Source organism: Providencia alcalifaciens (assembly GCF_915403165.1).
Classification (GTDB): Bacteria; Pseudomonadota; Gammaproteobacteria; order Enterobacterales; family Enterobacteriaceae; genus Providencia; species Providencia alcalifaciens_C.
This window is the reverse complement of the sequence record NZ_OU659204.1, coordinates 1626915-1645463: the sequence shown is the minus strand read 5'-3', so window position 1 is coordinate 1645463 and position 18549 is coordinate 1626915. Positions and strand designations below refer to the sequence as shown.

Annotated in this window: 22 protein-coding genes and 1 other annotated feature; of the genes, 10 read left to right on the top strand and 12 right to left on the bottom strand. The window is 41.1% G+C overall.

Going from position 1 to position 18549, the window contains the following annotated elements:
• Positions 1-70: 70 nt before the first annotated feature.
• Positions 71-201 (bottom strand) — a sequence feature (Phe leader region).
• The 10 genes from pheM to LDO73_RS07490 all read right to left on the bottom strand — a co-directional run bounded on the left by pheM (position 151) and on the right by LDO73_RS07490 (position 6578).
• Positions 151-195, bottom strand: a complete 45-nt coding sequence (pheM, locus tag LDO73_RS07535; protein ID WP_126437459.1) for a pheST operon leader peptide PheM — start codon at positions 193-195, stop codon at positions 151-153. It overlaps the preceding feature by 45 nt.
• A 120-nt stretch (positions 202-321) precedes the next feature.
• Positions 322-678 (bottom strand): 50S ribosomal protein L20, encoded by a 357-nt coding sequence (gene rplT / locus LDO73_RS07530; RefSeq protein WP_224060870.1) that lies wholly within the window; start codon positions 676-678, stop codon positions 322-324.
• A 46-nt stretch (positions 679-724) separates the two neighbouring features.
• On the bottom strand, positions 725-922 hold the full coding sequence (rpmI, locus tag LDO73_RS07525; RefSeq protein ID WP_005968897.1) for a 50S ribosomal protein L35: 198 nt from the start codon (positions 920-922) through the stop codon (positions 725-727).
• Positions 923-1015: 93 nt separating this feature from the next.
• Positions 1016-1555: a translation initiation factor IF-3 gene (gene infC, locus LDO73_RS07520; protein WP_224061151.1), complete on the bottom strand. Its 540-nt coding sequence runs from the start codon at positions 1553-1555 to the stop codon at positions 1016-1018.
• Positions 1556-1842: 287 nt separating this feature from the next.
• A complete protein-coding gene (infC, locus tag LDO73_RS07515; protein WP_224061150.1) occupies positions 1843-2382 on the bottom strand; it encodes a translation initiation factor IF-3 in 540 nt (179 codons plus the stop codon).
• A gap of 3 nt (positions 2383-2385) precedes the next feature.
• The gene (gene thrS / locus LDO73_RS07510; RefSeq protein WP_224060869.1) at positions 2386-4314 is read right to left on the bottom strand and encodes a threonine--tRNA ligase; all 1929 of its coding nucleotides are present in this window, start codon (positions 4312-4314) and stop codon (positions 2386-2388) included.
• Positions 4315-4571: 257 nt separating this feature from the next.
• Complete coding sequence (locus LDO73_RS07505) at positions 4572-4949, bottom strand: hypothetical protein (protein WP_224060868.1); 378 nt, start codon at positions 4947-4949, stop codon at positions 4572-4574.
• Between the two features lie 121 nt (positions 4950-5070).
• Positions 5071-5433, bottom strand: coding sequence for a hypothetical protein (locus tag LDO73_RS07500; RefSeq protein WP_224060867.1), 363 nt, complete (start codon positions 5431-5433; stop codon positions 5071-5073).
• Positions 5434-5616: 183 nt separating this feature from the next.
• Entirely contained in the window at positions 5617-6066 is a 450-nt protein-coding gene (locus LDO73_RS07495) for a methyltransferase family protein (RefSeq protein WP_224060866.1), read from the bottom strand.
• Positions 6067-6179: 113 nt separating this feature from the next.
• Entirely contained in the window at positions 6180-6578 is a 399-nt protein-coding gene (locus tag LDO73_RS07490; protein WP_224060865.1) for a hypothetical protein, read from the bottom strand.
• Positions 6579-7121: 543 nt separating this feature from the next.
• Between LDO73_RS07490 and LDO73_RS07485 the strand changes: the two genes are divergently transcribed.
• Positions 7122-7826, top strand: a complete 705-nt coding sequence (locus LDO73_RS07485; RefSeq protein WP_224060864.1) for a MarC family NAAT transporter — start codon at positions 7122-7124, stop codon at positions 7824-7826.
• On the opposite strand, the gene LDO73_RS07480 is transcribed toward LDO73_RS07485, so the two are convergent.
• Positions 7820-8479, bottom strand: coding sequence for a transglycosylase SLT domain-containing protein (locus tag LDO73_RS07480; protein ID WP_224060863.1), 660 nt, complete (start codon positions 8477-8479; stop codon positions 7820-7822). The two genes, LDO73_RS07485 and LDO73_RS07480, sit on opposite strands and share 7 nt — an antisense overlap.
• Positions 8480-8848: 369 nt before the next feature.
• Here LDO73_RS07480 and LDO73_RS07475 point away from each other — a divergent pair, with 369 nt between their 5' ends.
• From LDO73_RS07475 to LDO73_RS07455, 5 genes are all read left to right on the top strand, one after another.
• Positions 8849-9760, top strand: coding sequence for a metal ABC transporter substrate-binding protein (locus LDO73_RS07475; RefSeq protein WP_154604085.1), 912 nt, complete (start codon positions 8849-8851; stop codon positions 9758-9760).
• Positions 9761-10651, top strand: a complete 891-nt coding sequence (locus LDO73_RS07470) for a manganese/iron ABC transporter ATP-binding protein (RefSeq protein ID WP_224060862.1) — start codon at positions 9761-9763, stop codon at positions 10649-10651. It begins immediately after the preceding gene.
• Positions 10648-11538, top strand: coding sequence for a metal ABC transporter permease (locus LDO73_RS07465; protein WP_224060861.1), 891 nt, complete (start codon positions 10648-10650; stop codon positions 11536-11538). Before LDO73_RS07470 ends, LDO73_RS07465 begins: the two co-directional genes overlap by 4 nt.
• The gene (locus LDO73_RS07460) at positions 11531-12397 is read left to right on the top strand and encodes a metal ABC transporter permease (protein ID WP_224060860.1); all 867 of its coding nucleotides are present in this window, start codon (positions 11531-11533) and stop codon (positions 12395-12397) included. The genes LDO73_RS07465 and LDO73_RS07460 overlap by 8 nt, the downstream gene beginning before the upstream one ends.
• A gap of 436 nt (positions 12398-12833) precedes the next feature.
• Positions 12834-13703: a fructosamine kinase family protein gene (locus tag LDO73_RS07455; protein ID WP_224060859.1), complete on the top strand. Its 870-nt coding sequence runs from the start codon at positions 12834-12836 to the stop codon at positions 13701-13703.
• Between the two features lie 118 nt (positions 13704-13821).
• On the opposite strand, the gene LDO73_RS07450 is transcribed toward LDO73_RS07455, so the two are convergent.
• Positions 13822-14361, bottom strand: a complete 540-nt coding sequence (locus tag LDO73_RS07450) for a YniB family protein (RefSeq protein WP_036950502.1) — start codon at positions 14359-14361, stop codon at positions 13822-13824.
• Between the two features lie 303 nt (positions 14362-14664).
• On the opposite strand from LDO73_RS07450, the gene hxpB reads away from it, so the two are divergent.
• From hxpB to LDO73_RS07430, 4 genes are all read left to right on the top strand, one after another.
• A complete protein-coding gene (hxpB, locus tag LDO73_RS07445; protein ID WP_224060858.1) occupies positions 14665-15330 on the top strand; it encodes a hexitol phosphatase HxpB in 666 nt (221 codons plus the stop codon).
• A gap of 192 nt (positions 15331-15522) precedes the next feature.
• Complete coding sequence (locus tag LDO73_RS07440; protein ID WP_224060857.1) at positions 15523-16113, top strand: metal-dependent hydrolase; 591 nt, start codon at positions 15523-15525, stop codon at positions 16111-16113.
• A 166-nt stretch (positions 16114-16279) separates the two neighbouring features.
• On the top strand, positions 16280-17671 hold the full coding sequence (locus LDO73_RS07435; protein WP_224060856.1) for an L-cystine transporter: 1392 nt from the start codon (positions 16280-16282) through the stop codon (positions 17669-17671).
• Between the two features lie 284 nt (positions 17672-17955).
• Positions 17956-18345 carry a YkgJ family cysteine cluster protein gene (locus tag LDO73_RS07430; RefSeq protein ID WP_224060855.1) on the top strand — a complete coding sequence of 130 codons (390 nt, stop codon included), beginning with the start codon at positions 17956-17958 and terminating at the stop codon, positions 18343-18345.
• Positions 18346-18549: the final 204 nt, after the last annotated feature.

The window sequence follows — 18549 nt, the reverse complement described above, 5'->3', positions numbered from 1 at the left end:
TATCATCACAAATCATATTAACAAGATGTGAATACCTGACTGATTTTACTGTATTTTCTATCAAACCAAAAACAAAAAAGCCTCCTGACGGAGGCTTTAGCGTAATTTTTCGTTTCTATTCTACTCGCTATACGCAAAAGCCCCCGAGATTCAGGTGCTAAAGTAAAAAAAGAAACGAAAAATAACGTTGTTCATTAAAAGAGTCTCAAAAACACAAGGTTAAGGTTACTAATATAGACTGAAATTATTAACACAAGCTGATTTTTAATACAAACATTATAAATGAAAAGAGGAAGTTTCCTTCCTCTTTTCAAGCAAACATTAAGCTAAAGCGCCTTTTGCTTTTTCAACTAAAGCAGTGAATGCTGCTTTATCGAAAACTGCGATGTCTGCTAGGATCTTACGGTCGATTTCAATTGAAGCTTTTTTCAAGCCATTGATGAAACGGCTGTAAGACAGGCCGTTCTGACGAGCCGCAGCGTTGATACGCGCGATCCACAGTTGGCGGAACTGACGTTTACGTTGACGGCGGTCACGGTAAGCGTATTGACCAGCTTTGATTACCGCTTGAAACGCTACGCGGTAAACACGTGAACGTGCTCCGTAGTAGCCTTTCGCCTGTTTCATGATTTTTTTGTGTCTTGCGCGTGCAATTACACCACGTTTTACGCGAGCCATAGCTTTCTCCTAATCGTCTATATTCTTAATTAACTAAAATGTTTACTTATGCGTAAGGCAGGCAAGCAATTACCAGACCCAGATCGCCCTTAGATACCATTCCTTTCGGACGTAAATGGCGTTTACGCTTAGTAGACTTTTTAGTCAGAATGTGACGAAGGTTTGCATGCTTGCGCTTAAAGCCACCGCCTGCAGTTTTTTTAAAGCGCTTTGCTGCGCCACGTACAGTTTTAATCTTAGGCATTTCTTTTATTTCCGACTTCGCATTGTGATTAACTACGAATTAACTAGGCGAATAACAGCCACATCGCTGTGAAGTTACTACTTGATGGCCTAATTACTTCTTCTTCGGTGACAGCACCATAATCATCTGACGCCCTTCAATTCTTGAAGGGAATGATTCAACAACCGCCAGTTCTTCCAAATCAGCCTTGATGCGATTAAGCACTTCCATACCGATTTGTTGATGAGCCATTTCACGACCACGAAAACGTAGTGTTACTTTCGCTTTATCACCATCTTCAAGAAAACGAATCAGGTTGCGTAGTTTGACCTGATAATCGCCTTCATCTGTACCAGGGCGGAATTTAATTTCCTTCACCTGAACAACTTTTTGTTTCTTTTTCTGTTCTTTTTGAGACTTGCTCTTCTCATAAAGGAATTTGCCGTAATCCATGATGCGGCAAACTGGCGGTTCAGCATTTGGGCTGATTTCAACAAGGTCAACACCCGCTTCTTCAGCTTTTTCAAGCGCTTCACGTGCGCTCATGATGCCTAACTGTTCGCCGTCTAAACCGGTTAAACGGACTTCAGGAACACGAATTTCGTCATTGATACGATTTGGTCGTGTTGTTGGGATTCTTTTTCCGCCTTTAATACTACATTCCTCCAACTGGATAAAGAGATTTGCTACATTCTCTAAAGCAAGCGCCTCGGTAATTTCTTTTTAAACAATCCATTACCCAAACGCGATATTCTTTTTTGGCTTTAACTCGAACAAGACGAGTTTTACAAAGCGATTCGACCGCGGATTTTACTGCTTATTGTGAGATTACTCAAGCAGATATTCAAATTATTCACAGAGGATCATGTAAATAGCCAAGTCTATCAATAAAAAAACGCGAGTGAGGTGCAATCCCCACTCGCGTTCTTAACCATGACCTATTATTTTTTCTTAGGTCCCATCACCATGATCATTTGACGCCCTTCAATACGTGAAGGGAATGATTCAACGACGGCTAGCTCTTCCAAATCAGCTTTGATGCGGTTAAGCATCTCCATACCGATTTGTTGGTGAGCCATTTCACGACCACGGAAACGCAGTGTGATTTTCGCTTTATCACCATCTTCTAAGAAACGAATGAGGCTACGTAATTTAACTTGGTAGTCTCCTTCATCTGTTCCCGGACGGAATTTAATTTCCTTCACTTGAACAACTTTTTGTTTCTTTTTCTGCTCTTTCTGAGATTTACTCTTCTCGTAAAGATACTTGCCGTAATCCATGATTCGACAAACTGGTGGCTCTGCGTTTGGGCTGATTTCAACTAAATCAACACCAGCTTCTTCCGCTTTGGTAAGTGCGTCACGCACACTCATTACACCAAGTTGTTCACCGTCAATGCCAGTAACACGGATTTCAGTTGCACGGATCTCTTCGTTAATACGATTTGGACGTGCTGTTGGGAGTTTTTTTCCGCCTTTAATACCTTATTCCTCCATCTGATTGAGTTGACGACTGCGAATTTCTTCCAGTAGTTTAGTCATGAATTCGTTAACATCAAGGCTGCCTAAATCCTTACCACGACGGGTACGCACAGACACTTTACCTGATTCAACTTCTTTATCACCACAAACCAACATGTAAGGAACACGACGCAGGGTGTGTTCGCGGATCTTAAAGCCGATTTTCTCGTTACGTAAGTCCGCTTTCGCACGAATGCCAACACTTTGCAGCTTGCTAACTAATTCTTGAACATAGTCCGCTTGACTATCTGTAATGTTCATCACAACAACTTGTTGTGGTGCTAACCATGTTGGGAAGAAACCTGCATATTCTTCCGTTAAGATACCGATAAAGCGCTCTAGTGAACCCAGAACCGCACGGTGGATCATAACTGGCGTAATACGCTCATTATTTTCGCCAACATAAGAAGCATTTAGACGACCCGGTAAGAAGAAGTCTAATTGTACAGTACCGCATTGCCATGCACGGTCAAGGCAGTCATACAGTGTAAATTCAATTTTCGGACCGTAGAATGCACCTTCGCCCGGCTGGTATTCAAACTCAATACCTTTCGACTTCAGCGCATTGGCTAAGTCTGCTTCTGCTGTATCCCACATATCGTCTGTACCGATACGTTTTTCAGGACGAGTAGACAGTTTTACAACGATTTTTTCGAAGCCGAAAGTGCTGTAAACGTCATAAATCATCTCAATACAGCTAGTCACTTCGCCCAGAATTTGATCTTCCGTACAGAAGATATGGGCGTCATCTTGAGTAAAGCCGCGTACGCGCATCAAACCATGCAGTGCACCTGATGGCTCATTACGGTGACAGCTACCAAATTCTGCCATACGCAGTGGTAAATCACGGTAAGATTTTAACCCTTGGTTAAAGATCTGAACGTGACCTGGGCAGTTCATTGGTTTAACACAATATTCACGGTTCTCAGATGAGGTTGTGAACATCGCATCTTTGTAGTTTTCCCAGTGACCTGTTCTTTCCCACAATACGCGGTCCATCATAAATGGGCCTTTAACTTCTTGGTAATTGTAGGATTTCAGTTTGGTACGTACAAAGGTTTCCAGTTCACGGAAAATTGTCCAACCATCGTTATGCCAGAACGCCATACCCGGCGCTTCTTCCTGCATATGATATAAATCTAATTGCTTACCAATTTTACGGTGGTCACGCTTCGCTGCTTCTTCTAAGCGCAGCAGATACGCAGCAAGCTGCTTTTTATCTGCCCATGCAGTACCGTAAATACGTTGCAGCATTTTATTGTCACTGTTACCGCGCCAGTATGCCCCTGCCACTTTTTGTAATTTAAAGTGGTGACAGAAACGCATATTTGGTACGTGTGGACCGCGACACATATCAATATATTCTTGGTGGTGATATAAACCTGGGCGATCATCTTGGCTAATATTTTGATCCAAGATTTCAACTTTATAATCTTCGCCACGATTTACGAATGTCTCACGAGCTTCAGCCCAAGAAACACGTTTTTTAACCACGTCATAATCTGTTTTGGCAAGTTCAAGCATACGCTTTTCTAACTTGTCCAAATCTTCCTGGGTCAGCGTATAGTCAAGGTCAATATCATAATAGAAACCGTTGTCGATTACCGGACCGATTGCCATCTTAGTATTTGGCCACAACTGTTTAATTGCGTGACCTAATAAGTGAGCACAAGAGTGACGAATGATTTCTAGACCTTCATCATCTTTACTCGTGATAATTGACAGGTTTGCATCATGCTCGATCAGTTCACAAGCATCCACCAGCTCACCGTTAACACGACCAGCGATACATGCTTTTGCTAGGCCGGCTCCGATATCGCGAGCCACATCCATGACAGAAACTGCATGGTCGAATTGACGCTGACTTCCATCAGGAAGAGTAATAACAGGCATTAAAAAATCCTTATCAGCAGTGGTGACCCACACGAAAGATCACTTGCTTGATTATTCCAAAGTTTATAAATCAATACGTTACTTACGATTTCTCACTTCACTATGCGAGATAGGTACACAACCATGCACACATCATATAAGCCGAAGCAGATATAATTGATAACGCAATTATGTACATCGCTAGCAACTCAACGCATAATCATAACACAGACATATTTTATGGCGATAGCCAGTTGTTGATTATTCTAGCGCTAAAATTACGGCTGCTCTGGGCTAATTGACACGTAATCTGCCGTCATAATAAAAACATTATTACCATAACCATTACAATCCGTTCTCACCGCATATTCAGGTAACCATGCAATACGTGATTTTGAATGTGTTAATGAAAGATTCAGGATTGTCGGATGCTCTAATGCGCTAATAAGATAGACTAAATCTGTGGTGGCTGAACAGAGCTCAAAATTAATATGATCAGCATAAATAGCATGCCAATCCTCATGATACGGGGCACCTTGCTTATCGATGATTGTATTCATTTCATCTGCGGTATAAACAAGCCGTGCGGAGACACTCGGTGTCAGTAACACAAAGGTTGATAGCGCCAATAACGCGGTAATTATTCCTTTTTTCATCTCTCACCACACTTTTTTACGATAAATCGTTAAGGGGAGAAAAATACTATTCCATCATCCTGCGAAAAACGACAAAAAGACTACCCAACATTACTTTGAATAGCCTTATTAAAACGAAACGTTACCAACAACCGCGATGATTACCGCGTCCCCCCCATCCACCATCACGATATGGGCGGTTATATTGTTTGTCTTCTTCGTTTCGAAGTTGCAGTGATAAATCATCAAGCTCTTTCACCAACGCTTTCACTTTCGCATCATCATCGCTGGCTCCCGCATCGTACAGTTTGTTCAGTTCAAAACGCTTATCATCAAACTCTTTCACTAACTTAGCGATTTCATTGTTTTGGCGATAATTGTTTTGGCTGTAATTGTTTTGATAGCGGTGATCGTTGTTTCCATTACAGTAAGGGCATGCTGCTGCCGATGCCGAATACAGTAATATAGAAGAGACAATCGCACCTAATAACACTTTTTTGTTCACGGCAATAACCTCACAAGTATTTGGGTTATACCAGTTTACATTTACCTAAAGGAACTCGCCTTGAATAACATCAAAATCCGCACCAAAAGCTAAATTTATAGATATTAATGATAAAAAAAGCAAAAAAGTGTAGGTGAAAACGCTTATTAAAAAATAATAATCAATAAATTGGGCCAATAAAAATTACAACCAACGCCGAGTTTGCTGCGTATATGCACGCCATTCCTCTTTAAAACGTTCAGATAAGAATTTTTCTTCTTGGGGAATAGTATACAAATCAGTAATTAACCAGAAAACCAAACCAGAAATCAAGAAATAAGGTGAATGCGAAAATAAAGCGAAGCTTAAACTCATCGAGGTAAAAGCAAGGTATAACGGATTACGAGATAACCGATAAGGGCCTCTAGTAATAAGCGAAGATGCGGGACTAATAGGATTCGGTGAGGTTTTTTGCTGAATAAAATAATATAGACTTGCACCAATCCAGCCGAAAGCCTCTAAGGCAATCAGGATACCAATAATTCCCATCCAACCAGAAAAACTCCAAAAAAAGCCCTCTTTGATATGCAGATAATAAGCAGCAAATCCGTTGAGCGCTAACCAATTCACAAATGGAAGTTTAAAAATGCTCATCACAGATCCTAAATTGATATTCATCTGGCAAGCATATCATGGATAAAACGATAAAAATTGGCACTGATGTCAATAATATTCAATAACACAGTGTGAATGAATACTCTGTTATTTTATGAGCGGTACCCTAAAGAAAAAACGCTTTTTAGCCCTTCAAGATTAGCATACTCTTGTTGGCATACTGAATTACGCACATCACTGGGTAAATCATTCAATCTGGCTTGGATATTAGCAATTTGCTCTTCTAATCCATTCATTCCCTTCACTTCGACAACATCTGCATTTGCTTGCAGATAATCTGTAAAGCTTCTTAAATTATTTTCTAAACTATCACACGCATTATTCGCCAATCCGTTTTGTACCATAAAGGAATTGACTGAAGCGGGTAATAATTGAGAAAGCGAAGGAAAAATAGATTGTTTCCACGTTTGTGGGAACAGGATCAGCAAGGCTGCAATAGCCAAAACAAGCAACATTGATGAAGTCACTAATGGTGACAGTAACTTTCTCATTGGCTATCCTAAAATTCTATTTAACATGGAATTTAGAATACACAATAAACCGTAAAGCAGTTTTTAAAATAAAAAAGAGTTTGTAAAGAATATTCCAATTATATTACCAAGAAATAAGATTATCGTCTGACAATAATCTTTTAACGAATTTACATAACCTGTCAGTAAAATAGATAGCACTGTATATACTCACTAACAAATGAACATAAACCCCCTCTAGCAATAATGCCCTTGACCTTTTTATCTCACATAAAAAGGTTTTTTTTTGCTCAAAATATTGAATGTTTTTAATCCAGTGACATACCTCTTTGTTATTCAACAAATAATAACACTTATTCACACATGAATCGGGATGTTATCCACAGTTAATGTGAACAACTTTGTTGTTCACTAAGCAAAAACATTACGTGATTTCACGCAAACAAGTCTCCTTACCCTAAATTTGTTGGGAGAATACCCTTCTGATTCCACAAATTAGTAACAATGTTTGTTATAGTTCCAACAAGGAGCCATTCTAGGTTAATTTGGAGGGTAATTTTCGACATGCAAGATATTTTACAACTTTTTCAAGCCGTTGGTCTTGGCTTAGTTTTACTCCTTCCATTGGCTAACCCACTGACTGCCATTGCTGTGATGCTCAGTATTTCCGCCAACATGACCAAAGAACAACGTGATCACCAATCACGGTTAGCTGCAATTTATGTCTTTTGCATCATGCTTGTCGCTTTTTATGCGGGCCAATTAGTCATGAATACCTTCGGAATTTCCATTCCTGGGCTACGCATTGCTGGGGGGCTTATCGTCGTTTTTATTGGTTTTGGGATGCTATTTCCTAATTCAGAAAATAGTGAAGACAACAGTAATGTTTCCACTGACGATTTAAGTGTTCCCAAAAAACGTCAAGGTAATCAAAATATTGCCTTCGTCCCCCTCGCGATGCCGAGTACTGCAGGTCCAGGTACCATCGCGATCATTATTAGTTCTACCGCCTCTTTACAAGGGGATATTGGTTTTACGCCATGGGTTATCACCGTCGCACCCATTATTGTTTTTCTGATTGCCAGTATGTTTGTTTGGATAGGATTACGGGGTGCAACATCAATTATGAAATGGCTAGGAAACAGCGGGATTGACGCAATCGGGCGGATAATGGGTTTTTTATTAATTTGTATGGGAGTGCAATTCGTCATCAACGGCATCGTTGAAATTATCGCGCAACTCCCACACTTAATGGCGGAATATCAGTAATTCACCGCTAATGCATTATACGCATTCTTAACTTTCCACAAATAGCGTGGAGCCTGCGGTGCGGGGTGTTTAGACTGTACATGTTGATAGAACTCTTCTGGCGATAAATTATTTATCATCGCAATAGCTTTAGTTTTATCATTATCAAATGTTCTTAATAATGCCCCAGCCCCATTCACATAAGCCACAACAGTCGCATAATACATAGTCTGCGGGTGGCTAATACCCGCCAAATGTTGCTCTTTGAGAATACGAATATAAGTTGTACCGATATCAATATTTTTACGTGGATCTTTTAAATCCCTAGAACTTGGCTCACCAGAACGTCCTTGATAACGATATGCATCACGCCCTGCTGTTGACGCTTTAATTTGCATTAAACCAATGGCATTAGATTTACTCACCACTTCAGGTCGGAAGTTAGATTCTACTTCAATAATGGCTCTGATCAGTGTTTCATCCACACTATAGCGATTCGCAGATTCACGAATAAACTCATCATAAGGAGTTCGTGGATAGCTAGTATTGGCTGCCGTATTTGGCATTTGATTGCGATTATCTAGCATTCTTGTTTTGTTCGCGGTTTTATTGGGATCACTTGAACAACCTGCCAATAGCAAAAGTACAAGCGCACTGCCGACCATTTTTTTCACTGTTGTATCCTCTGCAAATTAAAACACCAAAAGAATAGCTAATCTTTAGAAAAATAATACATTTTTTACTTAACTTTTACTTCTGGACGTGTTTTAGTCATGTTAAATAATAATGATAACCAGCAACCCATCGATTACAAAAATAACCCTTTTACCATTTAGCGGGATTTTTCATAATTGATATTGATAATCATTATCAATTGGGATATAAATACTATCAGTCCGAAAGACCATACTCATTGTAGAGTCAATGAGGTCAATATAAATGAGAAAATACATTAAAACCCAATAACGCACTTATTTAAATTAACCATTTAATGCGATTAATTTAGTTAATAGAACTCGTGACCCAACGTTAGGATCTATTTTATGACAAACTGTTTATTCCGATTATCAACGCTATTACGTACCACCTTCATTGCATTAGCTGCCGTTTTATTTGTCAGCCAACCTGCTTTGGCTAAAAAATTTAAAGTGGTCACCACATTTACTATAATACAAGATATTGCTCAAAATGTAGCCGGTGATGCCGCAATTGTCGAATCCATCACTAAACCGGGTGCAGAAATCCACGGTTATCAACCGACACCAAAAGATATAATGAAAGCCTACGATGCTAACCTTATCTTATGGAACGGAATGAATCTGGAAGTTTGGTTCCAGCGTTTCTTTGAAAACCTTAAAGATGTGCCCGCAGTTGTAGTCACTGAAGGCATTGAGCCGATGCCAATCCGTGAAGGGGAATATAAAGATAATCCAAATCCTCACGCTTGGATGTCCCCTGCTAACGCACAAATCTATATCGAAAATATCCGTAAAGCGCTGGTGAAATATGATCCAGAAAACGCCGACACTTATAATGCGAACGCTAAAAAATATTCCCAAGAAATTGCGGCACTTGATGCACCTTTACGTGAACGTTTAAATCGTATTCCTGAAGATAAACGTTGGTTAGTGACCAGTGAAGGCGCATTTAGCTACCTCACTAAAGATTATGGCTTTAAAGAAGTCTATTTGTGGCCAATCAATGCTGAAGAGCAAGGCTCACCAATGCAAGTTAAAAAAGTAATTGATACGGTTCGTGAGCACAATATTCCCGTTGTTTTCAGCGAAAGCACCATTTCAGACAAACCAGCTCTGCAGGTCAGTAAAGAGACTGGTGCAAAATACGGCGGAGTATTATACGTCGATTCACTATCAACCGCTGAAGGCCCTGTACCAACTTATATAGACCTGTTGAACACAACCGTCGATACCATCGCAAAAGGATTTTCACAGTAAATGAGCCATACAAATCAATTCGAACATCCGACGTTGGTTGTTGATGACGCTACTGTCACCTACAACAATGGTCATACCGCGATTTATGATGCAAGTTTCAATATTCACGGTGGTTCCATTTGCGCTCTTGTGGGCGTGAACGGAAGTGGAAAATCAACGCTATTTAAAACCATTATGGGGTTAGTGACGCCTTCGTCCGGCAGTGTCACCCTCAATGATCAGCCAATTAAAGCGGCATTAAAAGAGAATGTTATTGCCTACGTTCCACAAACAGAAGAAGTGGATTGGAATTTTCCAGTACTGGTTTCTGATGTCGTGATGATGGGGCGTTACGGCAAAATGGGTTTCTTTCGTATTCCTAAAAAAGAAGACAAAGAAGCCGTAAAAATGGCATTAGAACGCGTAGATTTAGCCGGATTGGAACATCGCCAAATTGGTGAACTTTCTGGTGGACAGAAAAAACGGGTATTTTTGGCTCGCGCCCTCGCCCAGCAAGGTAAAGTTCTGTTACTCGACGAACCCTTTACGGGGGTCGATGTAAAAACAGAAAATGCCATTATTGACCTACTCCGTAGTCTGCGCGATGAAGGGCATTTAATTCTAGTCTCAACCCATAACTTGGGAAGCGTGCCTGAATTTTGTGACCATGTGATTTTGATAAACCGCACTGTGCTGGCCAGTGGCCCAACGGAAACTACCTTTACCCAGCGTAATCTGCAAAATGCATTTGGTGGCGTACTGCGTCATATTAACTTGTCAGGTCAAGAACTTCACGACGATGATGACCCGCGCTCTGTCACGGTGATTACTGATGACGAACGTGCCGCCGTCTTCTATGGTCACGATCACGATGCACCGGTTAGAAAGAATCAGCCTAAGGAATCTGAATGATTGAGTTGTTACTGCAACCCTTTGAGTACAACTTTATGGTTAAAGCTATTTGGGTGAGTGCCATCGTCGGAGCGGTGTGCGCTTTCTTATCAGCTTATTTAATGCTCAAAGGTTGGTCGCTGATGGGAGATGCTCTCTCCCATTCTGTTGTTCCCGGTGTAGCAGGTGCTTATGCGCTTGGATTACCTTACGCCGCAGGGGCTTTTTTTACAGGTATTCTCGCCGCCCTCGCCATGACGTTTGTTAAACATCTCACTCGCTTACGGGAAGATGCCGTTATCGGCTTCATCTTTTCCACCTTTTTTGCGGCGGGGCTATTGATTGTTTCGTTGAATCCAACCTCAGTGAATGTGCAAAGTATTATCTTCGGTAATATTTTGGGGATCGCCGATGCTGACGTGCTTCAAGTCGAAATTATTATTGCCGTTTCATTTGTTGTCCTGATGTGCCTATGGAAAGATTTACTGGCGGTATTTTTTGATGAAAGCCATGCACGTTCCATCGGTTTAAATCCACTACGCCTAAAAATCATTTTCTTCACCTTATTAAGCGCATGTACCGTTGCCGCACTGCAAACTGTTGGGGCGATATTGGTCATTGCTATGGTGGTCACTCCGGGTGCAACTGCCTATTTACTGACAGATAAATTTAAAACATTGCTGATCATTTCCGTCTCTATCGGAACGGCCACTAGCGCCATCGGAGCTTACCTCAGTTACTTTTTAAATGGCGCTACGGGTGGGCTAATTGTTACGTTCCAAACAGTGATTTTCTTACTGGCATTCTTCTTTGCACCAAAACACGGGCTTTTTGCTTCTCGTCGCAAAGCCCGCAGTGAAGTCGCTGAGCTGCATCAAAGTAAGCAACAAGGAGCAACCCATGAGTGATTTTATGGATTTACTGATGGCTCCTTTCGCATTCCCATTTATGCAAAAAGCCCTGATCACGGCCATTGTTACGGGAACCGTCTGCGCTATTTTATCCTGCTTTTTGGTCTTAAAAGGTTGGTCATTGATGGGAGATGCCATCTCCCATGCGGTATTACCCGGTATTATCATTGCGTCGCTGATCGGCATTCCGCTGGCGATTGGTGCCTTTGTTTCAGGGCTATTCTGTGCCGTTGCTACAGGCTATTTAAAAGAAAACAGCCGAATAAAAGAAGACACCGTCATGGGTATTGTCTTCTCGGGTATGTTTGCTGTCGGCTTGGTGATGTTCGCCAAAATTGATACAGAACAACATCTTACCCATATTTTATTCGGGGATATTTTGGGGATCACCAACGAAGAATTTAAACAAATTTTACTGTTTGCAGGGATAACTATTGCGATTATCTTGCTCAAACGTAAAGACTTTATGCTGTACTGCTTTGATCCAAACCAAGCGCGTGTTATCGGCTTGCCCGTTAAATGGCTACATTATGGATTACTTTCGCTATTAGCTTTAACCATCGTGGCATCACTACAAGCTGTCGGGATCATTCTGGTGATTGCAATGTTGATTTCACCAGGGATCATCGCCTTTGTTCTGTGTCGGAGTTTTGGTTGGATGTTGGTGGTAGCGATAATCGCCTCAGTCACTTCCAGCGTACTGGGTACTATTGTCAGCTTCCATATTAATGCGACAACTGGCCCAACAATTGTGGTGATCCAAGCAGGCTACTTTGTTATCGCCTTGCTCTATAGCAAATTAATCCTCGCACGCCGCAAATCCCATATCACACGCCAAGATTTGCATACTGCCTAATGATAAAAAGCTGAATACGGTCAAAACCTATTCAGCTCAGGCCATTGACAAACCCATCAGGTTTGGAAATGGCTCGTTTGGGTTGTAAAATTAACGAGGAAAATCAATTTATTGATTTTCGCCTGATAACACAAAGAGGGAAAAACCACGCTTTTATCCCTCTTTGTCATCAACCTCAGCTGAATACGGTCAAAACCTATTCAGCTTTTCCTCTCTTCTATTCGACTCTCTTTTATCTTGAAGCTTCCTCTATATAAAAGAAAAAACACGATATCCATCCGTTATCGTCAAAGACAACCCTCCCCCAATTCTTGAACAAAATCAGCCATCAATCATTTCGGAATAAGGCCTAATTATTAAACAATGATCACTGTTAATTCCTAAATTGACGCTATAGTATGATATGAGTGAAGACCAAATCATAGCGAGGTGGATCATGTGGCAAGCGATGAATCGTTTATTAATTGAACACTTTGGTGAGGCAGAGCTGCGAAATAAAGTGATTCTTTCTGGTGGGGATATTCACCATACATTAAGAATCGATTATGGTGAGCATACGGTGTTCGTAAAACAAAATCGCCGCGAGTTTCTCCCTCTTTTTAAACAAGAGGCAGAACAGCTTGAAATGCTAGCGAAAAGCCAAACCATCACCGTTCCTAAAGTCTACGGCTTGGGTAGCAACAAGCACCATAGCTTTCTTCTTCTCGAATATTTCCCGTTAAAACACTTTGATAACACTAACGCGTGGCACTTTGGTCAACAATTGGCGCGATTACATCAATGGGAAGAACAGCCGAGCTATGGATTTGATTTTGATACTATGCTCAGTACCATTGTTCAGCCTAATGGGTGGGAAAAACGTTGGAATGCATTCTTTGCAGAAAAGCGCATTGGTCTTCAATTACAAATTGCATCTGAGAAAGGCATGGTTTTTGGTGATATTCAAAAATTAGTGGATATTGTTAAACACCGCTTATCCGGCCATCAACCACAACCCTCTTTATTACATGGGGATCTATGGCCTGCAAACTGCGCGGTCACTAACCAAATGGATGGCGTACTCTATGACCCTGCTTGTTATTGGGGTGATCGGGAATGTGATATCGCCATGTTGCCATTATATAAAGAAATTCCGATTCAAATTATTGATGGTTACCAAAGTGTTTGGCCATTACCTGCCGGCTTCTTAGACAGACAACCAATCTATCAACTCTATTTCTTACTCAATCAAGCCAACATGTTTGGTAATGAGCAAAGCTATCTGCACGCTCGCAGCATTATTGATAATTTACTAGACGACGAATAACAGCGAGTCAAATAGACAGAAATAAGAGATGCACAGCAGCGGAATGAATACCGATGCTGTGCCATTATCATGATGGAAAAGTATCAATGTGACGGGGAATGGCCAACATGATGAAAAACTACCAATTCAGAAGTTTCAATGCAAAATAAATGGCTATCCCTAAAACAATCGGCCAGAAATACATCAAAAAGAACTGTTTGAAAATAGTATGTCGAGGAATAGTGACTTTAGCTTCTAACTCTTCTTTGGTCACTTCACTGCCTTTTGCATTTTCAAGAATGACATGATCTTCAATGCTTTCGCGAATGAATTTAATTTGTCGATACATGCGTAAGCCTGATGCGCTTAGGGCTAGCCCCACAAAGATAAAAATAAAAATAACAAAAAAACCGATGCAGCTACCTGAAAAACCATGACTCACTTCAGGGACTGGTGAATTATTCCAAAATACATTGAGAAACGGCGTACTTTGTCGCGTCATCTCCGCCATTAATTTAACAAAATCATTGGCAACCGCATTAATTCCTTCGCCTTGAATTCCTTTCAGAGCCGCTAATTTAATTAACGATGTCAATGTGGAAATTAACGCCACAAAAAATACGATCCAGCCCAAAATACGTTTGCCAATCGCAAGAGAATTTGCCTTGTGGTAATTCATTACAACTATTCCTTAAAGTTTTTTTCTACGCTAATCATAGCCGATAATATTTGCTGGCTCCAAATTTCTATAAAAAAATGATAGTTAAAAACCGAGTTTCGGATTATTCAAAGAATGAATCGAATTCACATCAATAGCTAAACTCAAATTTCCAATAAAATCATGTGATGGCACATATATCTCTATAACCCCAAGTCATAGCTTGTTAGAATCGTTTCAGAAACCAAAATGACTGTGATTAAAGTACAGCGATAATCCCCATACCCTCTTTTTAAGCGGGTATCTAAATGAATGGAGTTTGCTATGTATCATAAATTACCTATCCAATCTGTCATCTTTGACATGGATGGTTTGCTGATTGACTCGGAACCTTTTTGGGAACAAGGGGAAGATGAAGTTTTTGCAGAGTTAGGCCTCGATTTATCCATTAAGCACACTCTTCCTGACACCCTCGGTTTACGTATCGACCACGTTGTTGAACTTTGGTACAACGCATCTCCTTGGCAGGGTTGTAGTTTAGAAGCAACAAAACAGCGTATTATTGACCGCGTTATTGGTTTAGTGGAAGAAAAACGTCCATTGCTACCGGGCGTACAACATGCGCTTGAACTGTGCCGCTCAATGGATTTGAACATCGCTTTAGCCTCTGCATCTCCAGATTATATGCTGGAAAAAGTACTGAACTTATTTGATATCCGCCATTATTTTTCTGCTGTAGTTTCAGCAGCAGACTTACCATTAAGTAAGCCTCATCCAGAAGTTTATTTAAAAGCCGCCGCTGAATTATCCACCAAACCTATCCATTGTGCTTCTTTAGAAGATTCCTTTAATGGAATGATTTCTGCAAAAGCGGCAAGAATGCGTTCAATCGTCGTACCTGATAGTAAGCATTTCAATGACCCACGCTGGGGTTTGGCTGATGTTAAAATCGCCTCATTGAACGATTTACGCCCAGAAAATTTACGTTAATCTTAAATAAGTTAACGAAACATGATTTCCCTTACGTTTTTCACGTAGGGGAAATTTTTAAAAAGTATAAAAACCTACGGTTATTAACTAATAAATAAGAGTTTTTTTAACTCTCACCTACTACCATATTTCCTACAAACCCTTTATACTACCCGCCTACTGTATAGATAAACAGATGGTATTTTATCCACCATGACTGCTGAAGGGCATCTGCTTTTTTCCGTCGCATCGCTTGTAATGGCTCATAAATTGCAAATTACCCCAGAGTTCGCTCAGGGTGATTGGTTACATATGATGCCAGGGGTGTTGCTAGGTGCCTTATTACCTGATATTGACCACCCTTCATCTATCCTCGGGCGGCTTTTTCGTATTATTTCATTACCTATATCAAAACTGTGCGGGCATCGCGGGTTCACTCACAGCCTAGTTGCTTGGCTAATTTTACTGATTAGCAGTTACCAGTGGCTGCCTCACTATTGGGACTTACCTACCGACCTTATCCAAGCATTTTTACTCGGTTATATGAGCCATTTAGTGGCTGATATGCTGACTCCATCGGGAGTTCCTTTTTTATGGCCTCTACCGACACGTTTTTGTTTTCCTATCTTACGTGGCAAGTCCAGCAAACGCGGGGAACGCTTTATTGCTGTGCTTTTGACCGTCTGTGCTGTCTTAATTCCAACAGGTCATTCCGCTGATTGGTTCCAGCAAATTGAAAGCGCACTAAATTATTTTAATAATCAGATAAATATACACTTACCGACAAAAAGCTCACTTTTGTAATATACTGTAAGCATGAATCAACCTAAATTATAACTTTTGATTATAAGTAATGACTAACTTCAACTGATATCATATAACCAGTTGTTAGAAGAAATGAAATCCTTATACCTATTAAGGATTAACAACAAGAATCATTATGTAAAATAATTACAATTTGGAGTGTGGAATGAATATTCCTCTGGTTATCAATGTGCTCGTTTTCGTAGCACTTTTAATACTGTTAGCAAAACTCGGATCGAATGGTTGGAGCCTGTCCAAAAAAGTTTTACTGGGTCTCGTATTCGGTGTTGCTTATGGTGTCGGACTTCACCTTGTGTATGGTTCCGGTCACCAAACGGTAAAAGACTCCATTCTTTGGTTTAATATCGTCGGTAATGGTTACGTTCAACTGTTACAAATGGTGATTATGCCTCTGGTGTTCGCCTCCATTCTGAGTGCGGTCGCTCGACTCCACAAGGCATCTTCTTTAGGGAAAATTAGCTTTTTAACCATTGGCACACTGCTGTTTACCACAGCCATTGCTGCTTTAGTGGGTATCTTGATCGCAAACCTGTTCGGCTTAACCGCTGAAGGCCTGGTTCAAGGTCAATCTGAAACTGCACGTCTAGCGGCCATTGAAACAAATTATATTGGTAAAGTCTCAGATTTAACGGTTCCTCAGTTAATCCTGTCCTTTATCCCGAAAAACCCGTTTGCTGATTTAACGGGTGCAAGCCCAACATCTATCATTAGTGTAGTTATTTTTGCTGCCTTCTTAGGGGTAGCTGCGCTGCAACTGTTTAAAGATGATAAAGAGCGCGGTGAAAAAGCATTAGCGGCTATCGATGTGATGCAGGCATGGGCAATGAAACTCGTTCGCTTAGTCATGCGTTTAACCCCTTACGGTGTAATGGCGCTGATGATCAAAGTGGTCGCAAGCTCTAACTTAGCCGATATCATTAACTTAGGAACTTTCGTCATCGCGTCCTATGTCGCGTTAGCCATTATGTTTGTGGTTCACGGTATCTTAGTTGCGACAACGGGCTTAAACCCAATTAAGTTCTTTAAGAAAGCGGGTCCCGTACTGACATTTGCATTCACTAGCCGTTCAAGCGCAGCCAGTATTCCACTGAATATTGAAACCCAAACTCGTCGTTTTGGTGTGCCAGAATCTATCGCAAGTTTCTCGGCATCTTTCGGTGCAACTATCGGTCAAAACGGTTGTGCGGGTATCTACCCTGCGATGTTAGCAGTGATGGTCGCACCAACGATGGGGATCAACCCATTTGATCCACTGTGGATTGCAACCTTAGTTGGTATCGTGACTATCAGCTCTGCCGGTGTTGCCGGTGTCGGTGGCGGTGCAACCTTTGCTGCACTGATTGTGCTGCCAGCGATGGGATTACCTGTCACGTTAGTTGCGCTGTTAATTTCAGTCGAGCCTCTGATTGATATGGGTCGTACTGCTCTGAACGTAAGTGGCTCAATGACTGCAGGTACCGTAACTAGCCAGTTAATGGGCGAAACGGACAAGTCAGTTTTCAATCAAGATGATGACGGTGATTTAAAACACGTCTAATCGTTCCAATCTCCTAACACTCATTGAAACCTGCCCGTCAAACGGCAGGTTTTTTTGTGTCTACATTTTCTGCATTCGTACATTTTATCAAACTACAACAGATTGAAATTTTTTACTTTATTTTGACTTGATGGAAAATACCGGGTTTTTACTCTAAAAAATATTGCCAGTACGTAAAGATGCGTAACATAATAAAGGCTGAGCAACATTTTCTTAGGCCTCCTGCCTGTGTTGCGTCTCCCGTTTCCTACGGGAACTATCAACTTCATTGTTAGATTTTTTATATGACCAATATTATTCATATACTAAAAACTGATCCTTCAGATAACCCCTGTGTCAGCTGTGGTGCTTGTTGTGCTTACTTTCGCGTCTCATTTTATTGGGCCGAATCAGAAGCTGGCGGTGGTTCGGTACCTCAACATTTAACAGAGCAAATCACCCCCTTTATGAGCTGTATGCAAGGTACAAATCAAAAGCCGAATACCCGCTGCACCGCACTTGGAGGCACCGTCGGGGAATGTGTCTCTTGCTCCATTTATGAACAACGGCCAACGCCATGCCGAGAATTCGAACAATCGTGGCATAACGGCATCCATAATGAGGCCTGCGACCGTGCTCGCGCAGCCTATGGTTTACCCCCTCTAGAGCCACAGCAACCGCAAATCGCGTGCTAACCGTCAATGACCCAGAGATTTTTCTGGGTTATCTTCCTTCCCCTTTCACCCCCTTTCCTACGTAAAATAATCTCATTATTTTCAATAAAATGTGTAAAGAAAGGATAAAGCGTGCAGGAAATATGGAGCTTCAGTCAAAGCAGGTAAAAGCCATTGCGAGGAAAATCTAATTGATGAATTATCCTCTCATCACGTTAATGAGGA

Bases quoted from the DNA above. Each gene is read 5' to 3' on its own strand.
- rplT (WP_224060870.1), bottom strand. From the start codon at position 678: ATGGCTCGCGTAAAACGTGGTGTAATTGCACGCGCAAGACACAAAAAA.
- rpmI (WP_005968897.1), bottom strand. From the start codon at position 922: ATGCCTAAGATTAAAACTGTACGTGGCGCAGCAAAGCGCTTTAAAAAA.
- thrS (WP_224060869.1), bottom strand. From the start codon at position 4,314: ATGCCTGTTATTACTCTTCCTGATGGAAGTCAGCGTCAATTCGACCAT.
- LDO73_RS07505 (WP_224060868.1), bottom strand. From the start codon at position 4,949: ATGAAAAAAGGAATAATTACCGCGTTATTGGCGCTATCAACCTTTGTG.
- LDO73_RS07495 (WP_224060866.1), bottom strand. From the start codon at position 6,066: ATGAGCATTTTTAAACTTCCATTTGTGAATTGGTTAGCGCTCAACGGA.
- LDO73_RS07490 (WP_224060865.1), bottom strand. From the start codon at position 6,578: ATGAGAAAGTTACTGTCACCATTAGTGACTTCATCAATGTTGCTTGTT.
- LDO73_RS07485 (WP_224060864.1), top strand. From the start codon at position 7,122: ATGCAAGATATTTTACAACTTTTTCAAGCCGTTGGTCTTGGCTTAGTT.
- LDO73_RS07475 (WP_154604085.1), top strand. From the start codon at position 8,849: ATGACAAACTGTTTATTCCGATTATCAACGCTATTACGTACCACCTTC.
- LDO73_RS07470 (WP_224060862.1), top strand. From the start codon at position 9,761: ATGAGCCATACAAATCAATTCGAACATCCGACGTTGGTTGTTGATGAC.
- LDO73_RS07465 (WP_224060861.1), top strand. From the start codon at position 10,648: ATGATTGAGTTGTTACTGCAACCCTTTGAGTACAACTTTATGGTTAAA.
- LDO73_RS07460 (WP_224060860.1), top strand. From the start codon at position 11,531: ATGAGTGATTTTATGGATTTACTGATGGCTCCTTTCGCATTCCCATTT.
- LDO73_RS07455 (WP_224060859.1), top strand. From the start codon at position 12,834: ATGTGGCAAGCGATGAATCGTTTATTAATTGAACACTTTGGTGAGGCA.
- LDO73_RS07450 (WP_036950502.1), bottom strand. From the start codon at position 14,361: ATGAATTACCACAAGGCAAATTCTCTTGCGATTGGCAAACGTATTTTG.
- hxpB (WP_224060858.1), top strand. From the start codon at position 14,665: ATGTATCATAAATTACCTATCCAATCTGTCATCTTTGACATGGATGGT.
- LDO73_RS07440 (WP_224060857.1), top strand. From the start codon at position 15,523: ATGACTGCTGAAGGGCATCTGCTTTTTTCCGTCGCATCGCTTGTAATG.
- LDO73_RS07435 (WP_224060856.1), top strand. From the start codon at position 16,280: ATGAATATTCCTCTGGTTATCAATGTGCTCGTTTTCGTAGCACTTTTA.
- LDO73_RS07430 (WP_224060855.1), top strand. From the start codon at position 17,956: ATGACCAATATTATTCATATACTAAAAACTGATCCTTCAGATAACCCC.